Origin of the sequence: Salegentibacter sp. BLCTC (genome assembly GCF_015143665.1) — a bacterium.
Lineage (GTDB): Bacteria > Bacteroidota > Bacteroidia > Flavobacteriales > Flavobacteriaceae > Salegentibacter > Salegentibacter maritimus.
This window is the reverse complement of record NZ_WYEW01000003.1, coordinates 130005-148033: the sequence shown is the minus strand read 5'-3', so window position 1 is coordinate 148033 and position 18029 is coordinate 130005. Positions and strand designations below refer to the sequence as shown.

Below are 18029 nucleotides of genomic sequence, written 5' to 3'. Positions count from 1 at the left end.
TTGATTGTGAATATGTTATTTCTCAATTTAAGATATTACCTATATTTGCATCAATCACTACAAAAAAACTATGCAGTATAAAAGAATACTTTTAAAACTATCGGGAGAGGCATTAATGGGAGAGCGCCAATATGGCATAGACCCCGATCGGTTGGCAGAATACGCCGCAGAAATTAAACAAGTAACCGACAAAGGAATAGAAGTAGCCATAGTTATTGGTGGCGGAAATATATTTAGAGGTGTTGCCGGAGCCAGCAAAGGTATGGACCGTGTGCAAGGCGACCATATGGGCATGTTGGCTACCGTAATTAATGGACTGGCCTTACAAAGTGCCCTGGAAGATGCCGAAGTACAAACCAGGTTGCAATCGGCTGTAAAAATAAATGAAGTTGCTGAGCCTTTTATTAGAAGAAAAGCTATACGACATTTAGAAAAAGGCCGGGTGGTAATTTTTGGAGGTGGTACCGGAAACCCCTATTTTACAACAGATTCTGCCGCCGTATTAAGAGCCATAGAAATTCAGGCCGATGTAATCTTAAAAGGAACCCGTGTTGATGGAATTTACAATGCCGATCCTGAAAAAGACAAAGAAGCGACAAAGTTCGATTTTATTTCTTTTGATGATGTGATTAGAAAAGGTTTAAAAGTAATGGATACCACTGCCTTTACTTTAAGCCAGGAAAACGAACTTCCTATTATTGTTTTTGATATGAATACCCCGGGAAATCTATTAAAAGTGGTTACAGGTGAAAGAATAGGCACCAAAGTTAATTTATAAAAATTTACGCGCAATAAATATTTTAAAAATGGAAGATGATATTGAATTTATTATAGACTCTGCCAAAGAAGGCATGGAAAACGCAATTGAACACCTAAAAAAGCAATTGCAAAATATACGTGCGGGGAAAGCAAACCCTGCAATGCTTGGCAGTGTAAAGGTAGAGTACTATGGAGCTTTAACTCCTTTACAACAGGTAGCTAACGTAAATACACCAGATGCCCGAACCATTTCTGTACAGCCCTTTGAGAAAAAACTAATTCCTGAAATTGAAAAAGGAATTATGCAGGCTAACCTTGGGTTTAACCCAATGAATAACGGTGAAAATGTTATTATAAACGTCCCACCACTTACTGAAGAGCGTCGTAAACAACTCACCAAACAGGCGAAAGCAGAAGCAGAGGATGCTAAAATTGGCGTAAGAAACGATAGAAAGTCTGCTAATAACGAATTAAAGAAATTAGATATTTCTGAAGATGCACAAAGAGATGCCGAAAATGAAGTTCAGGAATTAACCAATACCTACATTAGCCGTATTGACTCAATTCTTGAAAACAAGGAAAAAGAAATTATGACTATATAATAAAAAGTCGGTTTCTTATACTAATTTAGAGGCTGTTTGAAGAATTATAATTCGTCCTGAACAAGTTTCAGGGTCTAAGATGTTGAAAATTAAAGCATATTAGAAGCTAAATTACCTCAATAAATTGGGCAGCTTAACGAAATAAATTTTTCACACAGCTTCTTCTATTTTAGGGCTTCAGCAAAATTATTTAAAATTCAGAAAACACTATGCGCCATTTGTTATTGCTTATTTTTCTGCTTTTTACAGGTATTTGCTTTGCCCAGCAAGAGCTTAAAGGCAGAGTATTAGATAAACAAACCGGTAAGCCGTTAGCCTATGTAAAAATACAATATCAGGGCCGCGAAATCCTTAGCAAAATAGACGGCAGCTTTAGCCTTAGCCTTACCAAAGACCAAACAGAACTTAAATTTTCTTATATAGGTTTTGAACCTCAAAACTTTACAGTTTCACAAGCCGTTGAATATATTAGGGTAAAGCTAACCCCTAAACCACAATGGCTTACAACGGTTACCATTATTTCTGAAACCAATAAAGCAAATGGTATTATTAAAAAAGCTATTGACCGTAAATCACAAAATAATCCGCAAGAGCGATTAAAAAACTACAGTTTTAAGAATTATAACAAGTTCTTAATAGATAATGAAAACAATGGACTGGAGCTAAAAAGTGACAGTACCAATTTTGAATTAAGCACTGTTATAAATTCTGAAGCCAGTTATTTTTCAGAAAAAGTATCACAATTCTATTTTTCAAAAAAACAAGGATTAAAAGAAGAGGTGCTGGGCTTAAGAAACGCCGGCTTTAAAAAGCCTATTTATGAGATTCTTTTGCTATCTGTAAATCCGTTTTCTTTTTACCATAAAGATGTTCGCATTTTTGAAACCGATTACGCCGGGCCGTTACAGAAATCGGCTTTTAAAAATTATGACTTTAAAATTCTTGACACTACAGCTACTGCCAGACCAGCTTATGTAATTTATTTTAAACCAAAAAGACAGCATAGCGTTGCCGGTTTGGAAGGCGTACTTTATTTAGACAAACAAAGTCTTGCTATTCAAAAAACAAAAGCACAACTTTTGGGCGCCGTAAAACTCGAAATAGATCAGGAATATCAGTATTTCCCTAATGAGAATTTATGGTTTCCAAAAACACAAAAAACCACCATAAGACCTGGAAATGGCGGAAAATCTATTTCTGTTTTTGGAGGGATGATTTCTTCGGGGACTGTACAAAAAAAGCAATCTATCATTAATAATATCCTGACTCCGGGAAAGTCTGACCCCAATTTATATCTTACAACCACCAGCACCAACTTTGACATTGACTTAAATGCCGGGAAAAACTTCAATTCTTCCGCAGAAATCACCATAAACCCCAAAGCAAATTTCCGTCCGGAATCTTTTTGGAGAGAAAGTAGAACTGAAGATTTAAGCTCTCAAGATAAAATTACCCGGGAAAAAGCCGAATGGCTGATTAAAGAGAAGAAAATTGAGGAACAAATAAATTTAAAAAATGCAGTTTCTCAGGGTTATTATCCGGTGAAATTCTGGGATTTTGACCTTGGTAAATTTTTTAAGTTCAATAATTATGAAGGAATTAGATTGGGCTTTGGCGGAAAAACCAATAATCAAATTTCAAATAAATTCAATTTAAACGGCTATTTGGTTTATGGTACAAAAGATGAGCTTTTTAAATATAGTCTGGGCACTTCAATCTATCTTCATAAAGCCACCGAAACCAATTTTAATTTAAACTATACGCGCGATATTATTGAAACTGGAAGTTTTAATTATTTACAGGGAAAAAATGAATTTTCTATTATAGAACCACGTTTTGTAAACATTAATTTTTTCTATAAACATCATACAATAAGCAGTGGCTTTACCCATAGGTTTGGATCTGATTTTAAGACCGAACTTCAATTTACCAAAAGCGATATTTATCAAACCAAAAATTACAGTTTTCTTTTAAACGGTCGGGAATTTTCAAATTACAAGCTTTCTGAAGCTACATTTTCCTTTTTATGGCGCCCGTTTGCAACCTTCTTAAAAACCCCAAATTCGACTAAATTAATAGAAAAAGGCTACCCCAAGTTTACCGGGCAAATCACCAAAGGCTTTTCTGGTATTTTTGGAGGCGATTTTGACTACACTAAATTTGGGCTGTTGGTAGAACACGAAATTAAAAGACTCAACCAGTCTCGAACAGAAATTATCCTGGAAGGCAATTATGCCACGGGGCAGGTACCGCTCACGCATTTATTTCATGCCTTACCAAATAGCCCCAGGCGAAACGGTATCTTAAGAAGGTTTTCGGTGGCAGGTAGGCGCAGCTTTGAAACCATGTACTACAATGAATTTTTTAGCGACAAACAAGCCATGTTGCATCTTAAACATCAACTAAGGCCCATAACTATACATAGGTTAATTAAACCTGAGCTCGTTTTTATATCCCGTCACGCAATTGGGGAGATTAGTAATCCCGAAAAACACAGTATTCCAATAAAAAGTTTAAAGCATGGCTACCATGAATTTGGAATAGAATTACAAAAAGTATTATTAGGTTTTGGGCTAGGAGCCGCCTATAGATACGGCCCTTATAGCCTATCTACTTTTGACGAAAACTTCGCCTTTAAATTCACCTTCCATTTAGATATCTAAACAAGTTTTACTTTAGTTGCTTAAAGCCTGATTAATAGGCTTCCTTTTTATACCTTTGCGCTCGCTTAAAAATTTCCCATGGCCAAGATTTTTAGTTTCGGATTTTGGAATTCTATTGCGCGTTTAATATTGCGTAACAGAATTATTATACTTCTACTTATTATAGCTACCACTGTGTTTTTTGCCAGCCAGTGGAAGAATATGCGCTTTTCTTTTACAGAAGCCAATCTTTTGCCCGACGATCATCAAGACAATATTGCTTATAACGAATTTTTAGATAAGTTTGGCGAAGAGGGAAACGTAGTACTACTTGGAATTCAGGATTCGGCACTTTTTGAACCTGAAAATTTTCAGGCCTGGAAGAAGCTAACCCACACATTAGAGTCGTCTCCAGCCGTAGATTTTACCATATCCCTAAGCAATCTTCAACAATTAAAAAAGTTTGAAGATCCCAGCCGATTTGAGATGGTTCCTTTTATTAGTGAAGAAAAACCTACAAAAGAAGCACTTCAACAATATCAGGACAAACTTTATAACCAACTTCCTTTTTACGAAAACCTGGTGTATAGCTCGCACTCCAATACGGTACAGTCGGCGATCTATATGAACAAAGAAATTGTAAACTCTAAAGAGCGTAAAACCTTTATAATAGATGAGCTACAACCACTTATTCTAAATTTTGAAGAAAATACAGGCATAGATGTAAAAGTATCGGGGATGCCTTATATAAGAACCCTGAATTCACAGAATATTATAGATGAAATCGAGCTTTTTATCCTCGCAGCACTTGCGGTTACTTCGCTTATATTCTTCTTCTTTTTCAGGTCTATTAGGGCAACCATTATTTCAATGATCACCGTTTGCATTGGTGTAATGTGGGCTTTTGGAGTTATTGGTTTTTTACATTACGAAATAACAGTACTTACCGCACTTATTCCGCCACTAATAATTGTAATAGGAATTCCCAATTGCATTTTCCTGATAAATAAATACCAACAGGAAATAAAAAAACATGGAAATCAGGCTAAATCCTTACAACGTGTAATTACTAAAGTGGGAAATGCCACTTTAATGACCAATATTACCACGGCATCTGGTTTCGCAACTTTTATACTTACCGACAGCACTTTATTAAAAGAATTTGGTATCGTGGCTTCCATTAATATTGTGGCCATATTTATTCTAAGTCTATTGATAATTCCTATTATCTATAGTTATATGAATTTACCGAAATACAAACACCTAAAACATCTTAATAAACGATGGATTGGTGGTTTTGTAAACTGGATGGAGCAAATGGTACGGCACCACCGTATTAGTATTTATATTACATCAATAATACTCCTGGTAGCTAGTATTATTGGAATTTATACTATAAAAATCTCAGGAAGTTTATTAGAAGATATGCCTGAAGAAGCTGCGTTTTTTCAGGATATAAAATTCTTCGAAAAAGAATTTGACGGGGTAATGCCTTTAGAAATTCTTGTAGACACTAAAAGAAAGAATGGCGTTTTAAAATTGGCTACACTTAAACGCATGGAAGAATTACAAAACCATCTTGCCGAAATCCCCGAGTTTTCACAACCAATTTCGGTAACAAGACTTGTAAAATATTCCAAGCAGGCATTTTATAATGGTGAAGCTAAATATTATCAGCTGCCCAGTTCCCAGGAACAAAATTTTATTATGCCCTACGCAAAAGGTTTTTCGTCAGGAGAGAATTTACTGTCTTCCTATGTAGATAGCACCGGAAGATATGCCAGAATTACCACCTACATGAAAGACATTGGCACCGATAAAATGGAAGATTTAGAAGAAGACCTTTGGCCAAAAATAAACAAGATTTTCCCCGAAGAACGTTACGAGGTTTCCATGACGGGGAAAGCCCTTATTTTTCAAAAAGGAACCAACTATTTGGTTAAGAACCTTGTGCTATCCCTTTCCCTGGCCATTCTATTAATCGCCCTTCTTATGGCCTGGATGTTTAGGTCTTTTAGAATGATTATTGTATCCCTGGTCCCCAACCTATTACCATTGTTGGTAACCGCCGGAATGATGGGGTTCCTGGGCGTTCCCATAAAACCTTCTACCATCCTGGTTTTTAGTATTGCTTTTGGAATTTCGGTAGACGATACCATTCACTTCTTAGCCAAATACAGGCAGGAACTTAAAGCCAACAATTGGAAAATTAAACGTTCGGTTTATGGCGCTTTACGTGAAACCGGCGTGAGCATGTTTTATACCTCTATCGTGCTTTTCTTTGGATTTTCGGTATTTATGATAAGTAGTTTTGGAGGTACGGTGGCCCTTGGTGGCCTGGTTTCGGCAACTTTGCTTTTTGCCATGCTTGCCAATTTACTATTACTACCTTCTTTATTACTTTCTTTAGAGAAGAATATTGCCAATAAAAAGGTATTAAAGGAACCGGCCATGAAAATTATTGACACCGAAGAAGACGAAGATGAAATTGAAAAAGAAACATCAAAAAGTTCTAAAAGATAATTAAGCCTCGTGACTAGTCTCTTGAGGTTTAGTGAAAAATTATTTTAATTGTAGCAGGCCGCCGGAAAATTAATGTATTTATAAAGATTAATAAAAACCGGCTTGCTTTGCAGGCTGAGACGGATAAATTATATTTGTTTCTTCTAAAATCTTACATAAATGATACAAGCAAAAATTGCTGAAATATTAGACAGCAATCAATTCCTACAGGAATTTGAGGTGAACGGCTGGGTACGTTCTTTTAGGAGCAATCGCTTTATTGCCTTAAACGATGGTTCTACCATTAACAATCTACAATGTGTAATAGATTTTGAAAATTTTGACCAGGACGAACTCAAACGAATCACTGTTGGCTCGGCAATTTCGGTAAAAGGTACGCTGGTTGAAAGCCAGGGAAATCAACAAAGAGTTGAAATTGAAGTAAAGGAATTTAAAATTCTGGGAGATGCCAATCCTGAAGAAGTGAAGCTTACCATCCTTTCTCCAAAGCGTCACAGCCTCGAGAAATTGAGACAGCAGGCCCATTTAAGGGTTCGTACCAATACTTTTGGCGCTATTATGCGTGTACGTTCAAAACTGTCTTTTGCAGTACACAGTTATTTTCAGCAAAATAATTTCCACTATGTAAATACACCAATTATTACCGGAAGTGATGCCGAAGGAGCCGGGGAAATGTTTAGAGTGAGTGCTTTAGATATGGAAAACCCACCAAAGAAAGAAGATGGCAGCATCGATTTTAGTGAAGATTTCTTCGGAAAAGAAACCAATTTAACCGTTTCGGGACAACTAGAAGGAGAGGCTTATGCCATGGGGCTTGGTCAAATTTATACCTTTGGACCCACTTTTAGGGCCGAAAACTCAAACACTTCACGCCATTTAGCTGAATTCTGGATGATAGAGCCCGAAGTAGCTTTCTGCGATCTTGACGGCAATATGGATTTAGCTGAAGATTTTATAAAATATGTGTTGAAATATATCTTAGAAAATTGCCAGGACGACCTGGAATTCTTAGATAAACGCTTTAAGACCGAAGAAGAATCTAAACCAAAGGCAGAACGCACCGGGATGGGACTTCTGGAAAAACTTCACTTTGTTTTAGACAATAATTTTAAAAGGGTAAGCTATACTGAGGCCATAGAGATCCTTAAAAATTGTAAACCCAACAAAAAGAAGAAATTCAACTATATTATTGAAGAATGGGGCGCCGATCTACAAAGTGAACACGAACGTTATTTGGTAGAAAAACATTTTAAATGCCCTGTAATTTTATTTGATTACCCGGCAAATATCAAGGCCTTTTATATGCGCCTAAACGAAGATGGCAAAACCGTAAGGGCTATGGATATACTTTTCCCTGGAATTGGTGAAATTGTTGGTGGTTCGCAAAGAGAAGAGCGGCTGGATATACTTCGAGGTAAAATGAAAGAACTGGATATAGACGAAAAAGAACTCTGGTGGTATCTGGATACCCGTAAATTCGGGACCTGCGTGCATAGTGGTTTTGGACTTGGGTTTGAAAGACTGGTACAATTTGTAACCGGAATGGGAAATATACGCGATGTAATTCCTTTCCCCAGAACTCCGCAAAACGCCGAGTTTTAAGATATTCTCAAGCCTCACAGGTTTTAAAACCTGTGAGGTTTTTTATTGGTAATCGTCAAGCTGAACTTGTTTTAACTTCCAGGATGATTTTAGCTTCATCAGATCCCGAAATAAATTCAGGATGAAGATCTTAAAAATAGAATATGATTTCTTCCCAACAACCAACTACCCATTGAAAATAAAAGAAACGCATATTGTTCCCGCGATTACAGAAAAAATCAGGCTACAGGAATATGCTATTGCAATTTTCCCTTCCCTTCCCACTAAAAGCTCCCTTAAAAAAGCTCTAAAAAAGGAACTCATTCTATTAAACGGCCAGCCCGCAAAGACTTCAGATTGGATTAAAGAAGGTCAAAAAATAGAGTTGCTGGAATCAAGAGAAAAACCACAAAAGCTGTTTACCAAAAAATTGCAGGTTATTTTTGAAGACGATTATCTTGCCGTAATACATAAACCTGCCGGAATTCCTACCAGCGGAAATTATTTTAAAACCATCAGCAATGCCCTTCCATTTAATTTAAACACATCCAACCAAAAAGATGCTTTGCCAGCTCCTCTACCGGTACATAGATTAGATAATCCAACCTCGGGAATATTATTAATTGCAAAAACCAAAGCTGCGCAGGTGTCTTTAAATAGGCTTTTTGAAGAAAAAAAAATAGAAAAAACCTATCATGCCCTGGTATTAGGCAGTCTATCAAATTCTGTTGTTATAAATAAATCTATCGAAAACAAAAACGCCGAAACCAAAATAGAACTTATTGAAGAGTTTCTGTTTAAAAATGAATCATTTAGTTTGGTAAAAGCGTTTCCAAAAACAGGGAGAACGCATCAAATAAGAATTCATTTGGCTGAAAATGGAAATGCGATTGTTGGCGACAAAATATATGGAGAGGCTTCAGAAAATATAAAAAAAAGAGGTTTATTTTTAGCAGCTACTGCCATTGAGTTTAGACACCCCATAACAGAAAAATTGCTTTATTTTGAGCTCGATCTTCCAAAGAGATTTAGAGATTTTAAGGAATTAGTTAAGAATACTTAACAAAATTTTACCACAATCATTTACTGTGCCAAAGCCTAACTAGCGTTGTTTTGCCTATTTTTGTAGTAAGACACCCAGATAGTTTATAGGTCTTATAATTAGAGACAACAAACATATCAAAGCGGCGTTGAATAGGTTAACTGATTAAACAAAAAGAAAAGGAGGCTGCCTGAAAGTCTATTTAGATCAAGCTGAAATTCGTTTCAGTTTCTAACATGCTCACTGAGCACAAAACATGTTAGGTCTTGAAGTAAACTTAAGGTGACGGCTTTTAAAAGCAGCTCTTTTAAATCTCGATTATAAAATTTATGCTTAAACAGCAATTAAATCTCAAATTATCTCAAAAGCTTTCTCCGCAGCAGATACAGCTCATGAAGCTTATACAACTTCCTACGCAAGCATTTGAGCAGCGTATAAAACAGGAATTAGAGGAAAACCCGGCTTTGGAAGATGGCAAATTAGAAGCCAGAGATGAATTTGAGGAGTATGAAGATGATTACAAGGAAAGAGATCGTGAAGATGAAGGAACCGAATCTATTGAGGCTGAAATAGATGTTGACGAATATTTAAGTGATGATGAGGTACCTAACTATAGGCTTCAAGCCAATAATTATAGTCCCGATGATGACGAAAAAAGCGTACCCTATGCAGCCGGCACTTCGTTCACACAATACCTAACCACTCAATTAAGTACGCTTAGATTTGATGAAACCGAAGAACAAATAGCTGCCTTTCTGGTAGGTAGCGTAGATGAAAGTGGTTATTTAAGAAGAGAGCTGCAGGATATTGTAGATGACCTGGCCTTTACCCAAAATATTTATACAGATGAAGATGCGGTAGAGAAGGTACTTAAAAAGGTGCAGGAATTGGATCCAGCCGGTGTAGGAGCCAGATCTCTTCAAGAATGTCTTCTTATTCAACTTAAACGCAAAGAGCCTACAAAAGCCGTAGAATTAGCCGAAGACATCCTGGACCGCTCGTTTGACCAATTCAGCAAAAAACATTACACCAAAATAATTTCCAGGCACGATATTTCGGAAGATGAACTTCGGGAAGCTATAGATGTTATTGAACATTTAAACCCGAAACCGGGAGGTTCTTATTCTGGAAACACCAGAATGATAGAGCACGTAATCCCAGACTTTACCATTAAAATTGTAGATGGGGATTTAGAGTTAAGCCTTAATGGCCGCAATGCACCACAAATGCACGTCTCTCGCGATTATAGCGACATGCTAAAAGGCTATAAAGAATCTAAAGAAAAAACAAAGGCACAGAAAGATGCAGTTATGTTTATAAAACAAAAGCTGGATGCCGCAAAATGGTTTATTGAAGCCATACAGCAAAGACAACAAACGCTTATGGTTACCATGAGTGCTATTATGAACTACCAAAAAGAATATTTCTTGACCGGCGACGAGCGAAACCTTAGGCCCATGATCTTAAAGGATATTGCCGATGAGATAGAGATGGATGTTTCTACGGTTTCCAGGGTGGCCAACAGTAAATATGTAGACACACCTTACGGAACCAAACTCATTAAGGAATTCTTCTCTGAGTCTATGAAAAACGATCAGGGAGAAGATGTTTCCACCAGAGAAATTAAAAAAATACTGGAAATTTCTATCGAGGAAGAAGATAAACGTAAACCCCTTACCGATGAAAAACTCGCAAGGGTATTAAAAGATAAAGGCTATCCAATTGCACGAAGAACGGTTGCAAAATATAGAGAACAATTAGACATTCCTGTGGCCAGACTTCGAAAAGAAATTTAATGAGATTCCTTTTAAAAAGTGCATCTTTTATTTTCCATCCGCTATGGCTGCCATTAGCGGCAAGTTTTTTCTACTTTATTTTTACCCCCAGGTTTTTTCCTGAAGGTATAGCAAAAGCAAAGTTATTGGCAATAGCCATACTTACTATATTTATACCTATTGTATTTTATTTCCTATTAAAAAATTTGGGAAAAGCACAATCTATCTTTTTAATAAATACCAGAGAACGAAAGTGGCCACTATTATTCTACGCGATTCTAATTACTATGGTACTAAACCAGATTTTAAACGCTTATAATTATGCTGCGCTTTATTACTACTTTACTGGAATTCTATTCGCCACTATAGTCGCCTTTGTCCTGGTTTTATTAAAAGTAAAACTGAGTTTACATATGATGGGCATGGGCGCCCTTTTGGTTTTTCTAATTGGCATCAGTTTAAATTTTAAAATAAATTTAGTATATACCATTAGTTTTTTAATACTTGCACTGGGGCTAACAGCCTCTTCAAGGATTTATTACAAAGCACATACAATCAACGAATTAGTATTGGGCCTTGCTTGCGGAATCTTAACGCAAATTATAGTACTAAACTTATGGCTATAATATATAAAACATAAGCCCCACTCTAAATACCGAAATATCTATTGGCGCACCATTCACTGATGCACCAGGAAACAATGGGTTTAAACTATAATACAAATGAAAATTAAAGGTGTTGTAACCAAAAGTAAAAGTTGCCCCCATTCGAAAGCGATCTAATTCTGGAACATCGGTTTGGACAACCTCGTTCCCGGGCTGAATAAATTTACTTTTAAAGTGATAGATGTATCCAAATCGCAATCCGGTATAAATCCTCCAAAACTTATAAGTTTCAGCCGTAGAAGTGCGCCATCTAAATTCTAAAGGCACCTCTATTAGTTGTGTAGTAAATCTATTAACACTATAGTCGATATTATTTGTCAGTTCCCTAAAAATACTTTCTCCACTATTATCTTCCCCTATAAAGAGGTTTTGACTATAGCTATTTAAAGAAAAACCTACTCCGGCTGCGATAACGACATTTCGACGTTTATTAAGTGGAAAATCCCTGGTAAATCCGGCATGAATACCTCCTGAAAAACCAGATTGCGAAATAGCCTCAGGCTTATTACTAATAAAATTAAAGCTTAGCCCCAGGTAGAATTGATCTTCGCGATATAAACTATCTAAAATATATGGAACCGAATCAGGTATACGTTCCAATTCTTCCTCTATCTCGGTTTGAGCTGATAAAGGCAGACTAAAAACAACAAACAAGCCATAAAGAAATTTGAATAATTTATTCATTTTTAGTCTACAGGTATATTTAGACTCAAATATAAAAAAAACATCCTGCCTAATATTTAAAATTAGACAGGATGTTTAATACAGTTTTGAAAAAATGACCTATTGGTCTTTATTGCATATTTTGTAATGCATCACCTTCTTTGGTTGTATAGTTGATTTTAAGAGCTTCAGCTTTTCTTAATTCTTGTTTAATATCTGAAACCAGCCCCATATTTGTTTCTTCATCTACCTTAAGGGCAGTTGTAAGATATGGTATCAATTCTTCTCGTTTTGTTTCTCTTTCAGAAAAGATAAACTGTTGAACTTCACCAACACTGGCAAATTTATCGTTCAACTGAATCCTTGCCTCAGTACCAAATGTTTGCTGGTATCTGGAACTTGGCTTTCCTGCATAGATATACATTACAAGATCCTTCTTGTCAAGCTTTTCAACCTGATCGGCGAATGGTAGTTTATTTTGTACCATTAACGTATTCTGGCGCATAACGGTAACAACCATAAAGAAGAACAGTAACATAAATACAATATCTGGTAAAGATGCTGTACTAATGGCTGGTTGCCCTTCGCTCTTTTTCTTTTTGAATTTAGACATAATTGAGTCTTAAATTTAAGTTTTAATTAGGTTATTAACTCTGCGGTTCAGCTTCAGAAAGCTTTTGAGGAATCATATCTTTAATTAATTCAATCCTCTCTTTAAGCGTTTCTTTAGCGCCTTCACTTGTACGCGAATCGTTATATTTAGCTTCCATCTCAGTAAAGCTGGTACCGAATAAACGCTGCGCTTCTCTATCTCTAAGTTGGTTATAAGCCGCCACAAGTTCGTTTTGTACAGAGATATAAGTTCCATACTCGGTTCCACGGTTATTTACCAAAGAGATAATAGCTTTCTGTGGGTTTACAGAAGAAGTGGCTTCTCCCGCTCCCTGGCAGAAATCACAAGCTTCATCACCTGTTCCTCCACCATTATCGATAAATTCAACTGCAGCTTGTCGCAGCTCCTCTATCTCCATCTCCTCATCTTCTACAAGTAATTGGTTGTTACTGTTAACCAAAACCTGAAAGATATTTCGTTCTTTAATTACCGGTGGCTCTTGCTCTTCTGGCTGCCATGGGGGTAGTTTTCTACTAATCCCACTATCTGTCTCAATGGTTGTGGTTACCAAAAAGAAGATTAGTAGCAAGAAAGCAATATCGGCCATAGAGCCGGCATTAACTTCTGGTGCTTCTCTTCTTGCCATAATTTTACTTCATTAATTTTTTAACTCCGGAAATTACCATTGCTAAAATAGCGATTCCTGCAAGGATGTAAAAAGTTACTAAACCTGCACTTATCCAGTGGGCCGCGCTAGCCGAAAGTATGTCTCCGTCTTTAAGCGTCATTTGAGAACCATCTGTAACAAGATAAGCTATTACAATAACTGCCAAAAATGTTCCTACGGCAATTAATGTGTTTTTTATATTTCCTTTAAACAGGCCTTGTACCACAAAGATAAGGACCAAAGCAACTACTATTGCCAATACTAAATATGCAACATACATAAATGGATTGAGCAAACTGGTTTGCAAATCGGCCGAGGCCTCTATAGCATCACCGTCTTCGGCAAGGATCCTTCCAAGAAGGATAAGCCCTATAACGCCAATAACGATAGATACATATTTTAATATTTTATGTAAAGTCATAATTTAATCTGGTCTTAGATTCTTTTTTTGTTTTTGTAAGCTACCAACATATCGATAAGAGTGATAGATGCATCTTCCATATCATTTACAATACTATCTATCTTAGCAATAATATAGTTGTAAAATATTTGAAGAATAATAGCTACGATCAAACCAAATACGGTTGTAAGAAGTGCTACTTTAATACCTCCGGCAACAAGAGAAGGCTGCATATCACCAGCTGCTTCAATTCTATCGAAGGCGGTAATCATACCAATTACAGTACCCATGAAACCAAGCATAGGAGCAATAGCAATAAATAAAGACAACCAGGAAACGTTTTTCTCTAATTGCCCCATTTGAACACCACCGTAAGCTACAACAGCTTTTTCTGCAGCATCAATACTTTCGTCTGCACGATCCAGACCCTGGTAATAGATAGAAGCAACAGGCCCTTTTGTATTTCTACAAACCTCCTTAGCTGATTCTACTCCACCACTATTTAAAGCATCTTCTACATTTCTAGCTAATTTTCTAGTGTTCGTAGTAGAAAGATTTAAAAAGATAATTCTCTCAATGGCAACAGCCAAACCAAGAATTAAACATAAAAGAACAATCCCCATAAATGCAGGACCACCTTCTATAAAACGTTTTTTAAGTTCCTGATGAAAACCAAGAGTTTCTTCGCCTGCCTCATCTGCGGAAGCTGCAGCCTCTTCATCCTGAACAAAATTCACAATTGTTCCAGGTAATGTATTAACATCGTTGGCCGCATTCAGGTTTCCGGCTCCAAGCACCATCACCGCGGCGATTACCAAAATAGAAAATAATCTTTTCATTACTGTTTGTCTTAATTTAATTAGTTAAAGGGTTAAAGATATAAAAATAAATTTTTAATAAAAATATAATAATTATAGCAGAGAGGAAGGGATTCGAACCCTCGATACGCTTGTGACGTATACACACTTTCCAGGCGTGCGCCTTCGACCACTCGGCCACCTCTCTTTTTGTTAACGTTTCTAAAACGGTTCGCCAAATAACGAAAAAAAATATACTCCGTCAAGCATCTGCCGTTATTTTTATGACATTTCCCCTCTTAACGAAGTTTCGAAGATGGTTTTAAACACTTTTGGAGACAATTCTTTCCCTAAAAGATACATTAATTTGGCTACCGCAGCCTCGGTACTTATGTCTTTTCCCGAAATCACACCTATCTCTTTCAGCCCCACGCTTGTTTCATACTGCCCCATCACCACACTACCTCCTATGCATTGTGTAACATTTACTATAATTAAACCTTCTAAAATCTTTTTCTTTAAAATATCCAGAAACCAATCGTCGCTAGGAGCATTACCACTCCCATAAGTCTCCAACACCACTCCCTTTAATCCCGGCTTAGACAATATATGGGCTACAGTAGCTGCATTTATACCAGGAAACATTTTTAAAACCAATACCTCGTTATTAAAATTGGTATGTAATTTTGTTTTTTGCCTTCGGTTAGGTCGCCAAAGTGCGTTATAATTTACCGACAGGTAAACACCAGACTCGGCCAAAGGTTCATAATTTAGAGATGCAAAGGCCTGAAAATGTTCAGCATTAATTTTTGTAGTCCTGTTAGCCCTATACAATTTATATTCAAAATATAGACCTACTTCCGAAATTACCGGTTTCCCGTTCTTTTGCAAGCCTGCAATTTGAATACTGGTAATAAGATTTTCCTTCGCGTCAGTTCTTAAATCTCCAATAGGTAACTGAGACCCTGTAAAGATGATAGGCTTGGTTAAGTTTTCAAACATAAAACTTAAGGCCGAAGCGGTATAAGACATGGTATCACTTCCATGCAAAACCACAAAACCATCGTAAGCTTCAAAATTATCATGTATAGTATTGGCTATTTTCACCCAACATGCTACATTCATATTAGAAGAATCTATAGGATCTTCAAAGCTCAAGGTATCTATTTCGTGTTCAAGAATTTTAAGTTCAGGAATATTATGTAATAATTCATCAAAATTAAAAGCTTTTAGGACTCCTGTATCATAGTCCTTTATCATCCCAATAGTTCCGCCGGTATAAATTAAAAGGATTTTAGCTTTTTTATTCATAAAGCGCTTCTTTATTAATTACCGGATTTGCATACATTAATAAGTAACTATTAAGCTCAAGGGGATTTTTCACATCTATCCTACGAGTTAGGCGACGTTCAAATTGCCTTTTTTCTTTATCTGAATATTTTTCAGCATAGGTTTCTGAATTTTTAAGCAAATCGAATGCGATATAATTAGCCGGCCATAATTTATAATTTCTATAAATATGTTCGTCTATTTTTGAAGCAATAGCTTTTAACTGTGCGTTTATTGAAGCATGTTTCTCTTCAATTTCTTCAAAAACCTCTTTACCTAAAACTTCTCCTGCATTAATATGGATACGCCCTTTATTACCAAGCGCACCTTGCATAATACTATTAAAATCTTCATTCGCAGACTTCACGTATTCCTCCTTCATTCTTTTGGCTAGAATTTCAGGCATTTTCAAAATATCTGTAGGATCAAATTCATAGGAAATCGCCACCGGAACAATTTTAAGATCGGCAAAATACTGTGCCAGGCTTTGCTTGCCTTTGGCCATACCAAGCATTTTCAACACTCCCTGCTGGGTATAATCACTTCCATCCTTGGTTCTACCCTCTCTTTGCGCCATCCAAACCGACCTACCATCTTCTAAGAGCAACTTTTTAATATAAGCTGAAAGGACCATAGAACTTTTAAGCATTTCCCGGGGACCAAGCCCTCGTTTTACCAAAAAATTCCTATTTAAACGAGACAATGTCATTAAAAAAGGTTTCTGCACTAAATTATCGCCAATAGCCGAAGCTGTCATTATTAGATCTTGCTCATACAATGTTGTATTCAACAAGCAGGTATCAAGAATAATATCACGATGATTTGACATGTAGAAATACGCCTGCCGGCCATCTAACTTATCAAAACCACTATACGTAAGCCCCTCGGTACTTTTTTCAATAACTTTTAATACAGAATTATAAATCACTTTAGACTGAAAATCCCTGATAGAATGGCAAGTACCCAATATAGCAGCAATTTCTTCTGAACTTTTCTCGGGAAAAGTAAATTGTAGAAGCGCTTTTATCATAGGATGCCCCAAATATTCCATCAAGGCAGGCTGTACCTCGCTATCTTTATAAAACCTTATGTCTTCGAATTCTTTCACGCAAATTTTATTAACTAGGCAAATGAACAAATTTTAATCCTAACCTACTTTATATCCCGAAGATATCTTTTGAATTTTGGGTGGTTATTTGAGCGATTTCAGCTAAGGGTTTTTGGTAAATGTCTGCTATCTTTTCTGCTACCTTTAGAAGATACTCAGGCTCATTTCGTTTTCCACGGAAGGGCGAGGGTGCCAAATATGGCCCATCGGTCTCCAAAACAATATCTTTTAAAGGAACTTGATCCAAAAATTTATTGATGCCGCCATTTTTAAATGTAACCACCCCACCAATACCGAGCTTTAAATTATAAGAGAGCGCCCTTTTAGCTTGATCCAGGTTACCTGTAAAACAATGAAAAATCCCAAAAAGATCATCGCTTTTTTCCTCTTCTAACACCTCAAAAACCTCATTAAAAGCCTTTCTACAATGAATTACAACCGGCAATTTATGTTTTTTTGCCAATCTAATCTGCCTTCTAAAAGCTTCCTGCTGTATCGCCAAAGTGCTTTTATCCCAATGCAAGTCTATTCCTATCTCTCCCACCGCATAAAACCTTCTTTGCCCAAACTGCTCCTCCACATGCTTTAATTCGTCTTCAAAATTCTCCTGAACATGCGTTGGGTGCAAGCCCATCATTAAAAAAACATGCTCGGGGTAACGAGCTTCCAGATCGTACATGGCCTGCGTTGTTTCAGAATCTATTGCCGGAAGAAAAAATCTTTCAATATGCTGCTTAAATGCATTTTCTATAAGCTGGCCCCTGTCATCTTCATAAACTTCGCTATAAAGATGTATATGCGTATCGGTTAAAATCATAAAAGCAAAAATAATTTATTTTGAAGACCTATCTTTGTGAAAAATA

16 protein-coding genes and 1 tRNA gene are annotated in these 18029 nt (G+C 36.6%); 8 read left to right on the top strand and 9 right to left on the bottom strand.

From position 1 onward, the window contains the following. Positions 1-70: 70 nt before the first annotated feature. From pyrH to GUB10_RS03905, 8 genes are all read left to right on the top strand, one after another. Positions 71-778, top strand: coding sequence for a UMP kinase (pyrH, locus tag GUB10_RS03940; protein ID WP_193710143.1), 708 nt, complete (start codon positions 71-73; stop codon positions 776-778). 28 nt (positions 779-806) lie between these two features. Further along, the gene (gene frr, locus GUB10_RS03935; RefSeq protein WP_193710142.1) at positions 807-1361 is read left to right on the top strand and encodes a ribosome recycling factor; all 555 of its coding nucleotides are present in this window, start codon (positions 807-809) and stop codon (positions 1359-1361) included. Between the two features lie 209 nt (positions 1362-1570). Then, positions 1571-4024, top strand: a complete 2454-nt coding sequence (locus GUB10_RS03930; protein ID WP_193710141.1) for a DUF5686 family protein — start codon at positions 1571-1573, stop codon at positions 4022-4024. A 78-nt stretch (positions 4025-4102) separates the two neighbouring features. After that, positions 4103-6526: an RND family transporter gene (locus GUB10_RS03925; RefSeq protein WP_193710140.1), complete on the top strand. Its 2424-nt coding sequence runs from the start codon at positions 4103-4105 to the stop codon at positions 6524-6526. 159 nt (positions 6527-6685) lie between these two features. Next, a complete protein-coding gene (gene asnS / locus GUB10_RS03920) occupies positions 6686-8128 on the top strand; it encodes an asparagine--tRNA ligase (RefSeq protein ID WP_193710139.1) in 1443 nt (480 codons plus the stop codon). A 121-nt stretch (positions 8129-8249) separates the two neighbouring features. Next, positions 8250-9170, top strand: a complete 921-nt coding sequence (locus GUB10_RS03915) for an RluA family pseudouridine synthase (protein WP_227740300.1) — start codon at positions 8250-8252, stop codon at positions 9168-9170. 308 nt (positions 9171-9478) lie between these two features. Then, positions 9479-10945 (top strand): RNA polymerase factor sigma-54, encoded by a 1467-nt coding sequence (rpoN, locus tag GUB10_RS03910; RefSeq protein ID WP_193710138.1) that lies wholly within the window; start codon positions 9479-9481, stop codon positions 10943-10945. Then, positions 10945-11550: a hypothetical protein gene (locus GUB10_RS03905; RefSeq protein WP_193710137.1), complete on the top strand. Its 606-nt coding sequence runs from the start codon at positions 10945-10947 to the stop codon at positions 11548-11550. The genes rpoN and GUB10_RS03905 overlap by 1 nt, the downstream gene beginning before the upstream one ends. On the opposite strand, the gene GUB10_RS03900 is transcribed toward GUB10_RS03905, so the two are convergent. The 9 genes from GUB10_RS03900 to GUB10_RS03860 form a co-directional block, all read right to left on the bottom strand. Then, positions 11545-12273: a porin family protein gene (locus tag GUB10_RS03900; protein ID WP_193710136.1), complete on the bottom strand. Its 729-nt coding sequence runs from the start codon at positions 12271-12273 to the stop codon at positions 11545-11547. The genes GUB10_RS03905 and GUB10_RS03900 overlap by 6 nt on opposite strands. A gap of 109 nt (positions 12274-12382) precedes the next feature. Beyond that, complete coding sequence (locus tag GUB10_RS03895) at positions 12383-12865, bottom strand: biopolymer transporter ExbD (protein WP_193710135.1); 483 nt, start codon at positions 12863-12865, stop codon at positions 12383-12385. Positions 12866-12899: 34 nt separating this feature from the next. After that, a complete protein-coding gene (locus GUB10_RS03890; RefSeq protein ID WP_193710134.1) occupies positions 12900-13511 on the bottom strand; it encodes a biopolymer transporter ExbD in 612 nt (203 codons plus the stop codon). A 4-nt stretch (positions 13512-13515) separates the two neighbouring features. Beyond that, positions 13516-13953, bottom strand: coding sequence for a hypothetical protein (locus GUB10_RS03885; protein WP_193710133.1), 438 nt, complete (start codon positions 13951-13953; stop codon positions 13516-13518). A 14-nt stretch (positions 13954-13967) separates the two neighbouring features. Then, the gene (locus GUB10_RS03880; RefSeq protein ID WP_193710132.1) at positions 13968-14771 is read right to left on the bottom strand and encodes a MotA/TolQ/ExbB proton channel family protein; all 804 of its coding nucleotides are present in this window, start codon (positions 14769-14771) and stop codon (positions 13968-13970) included. A gap of 78 nt (positions 14772-14849) precedes the next feature. Then, positions 14850-14937, bottom strand: a tRNA-Ser gene (locus GUB10_RS03875). Between the two features lie 74 nt (positions 14938-15011). Beyond that, a complete protein-coding gene (locus GUB10_RS03870; protein ID WP_193710131.1) occupies positions 15012-16040 on the bottom strand; it encodes an asparaginase in 1029 nt (342 codons plus the stop codon). Further along, positions 16033-17166 (bottom strand): 1-acyl-sn-glycerol-3-phosphate acyltransferase, encoded by a 1134-nt coding sequence (locus GUB10_RS03865; protein WP_193710130.1) that lies wholly within the window; start codon positions 17164-17166, stop codon positions 16033-16035. The genes GUB10_RS03870 and GUB10_RS03865 overlap by 8 nt, the downstream gene beginning before the upstream one ends. Before the next feature lie 49 nt (positions 17167-17215). Further along, entirely contained in the window at positions 17216-17983 is a 768-nt protein-coding gene (locus GUB10_RS03860) for a TatD family hydrolase (protein ID WP_193710129.1), read from the bottom strand. Between the last annotated feature and the right edge of the window lie 46 nt (positions 17984-18029).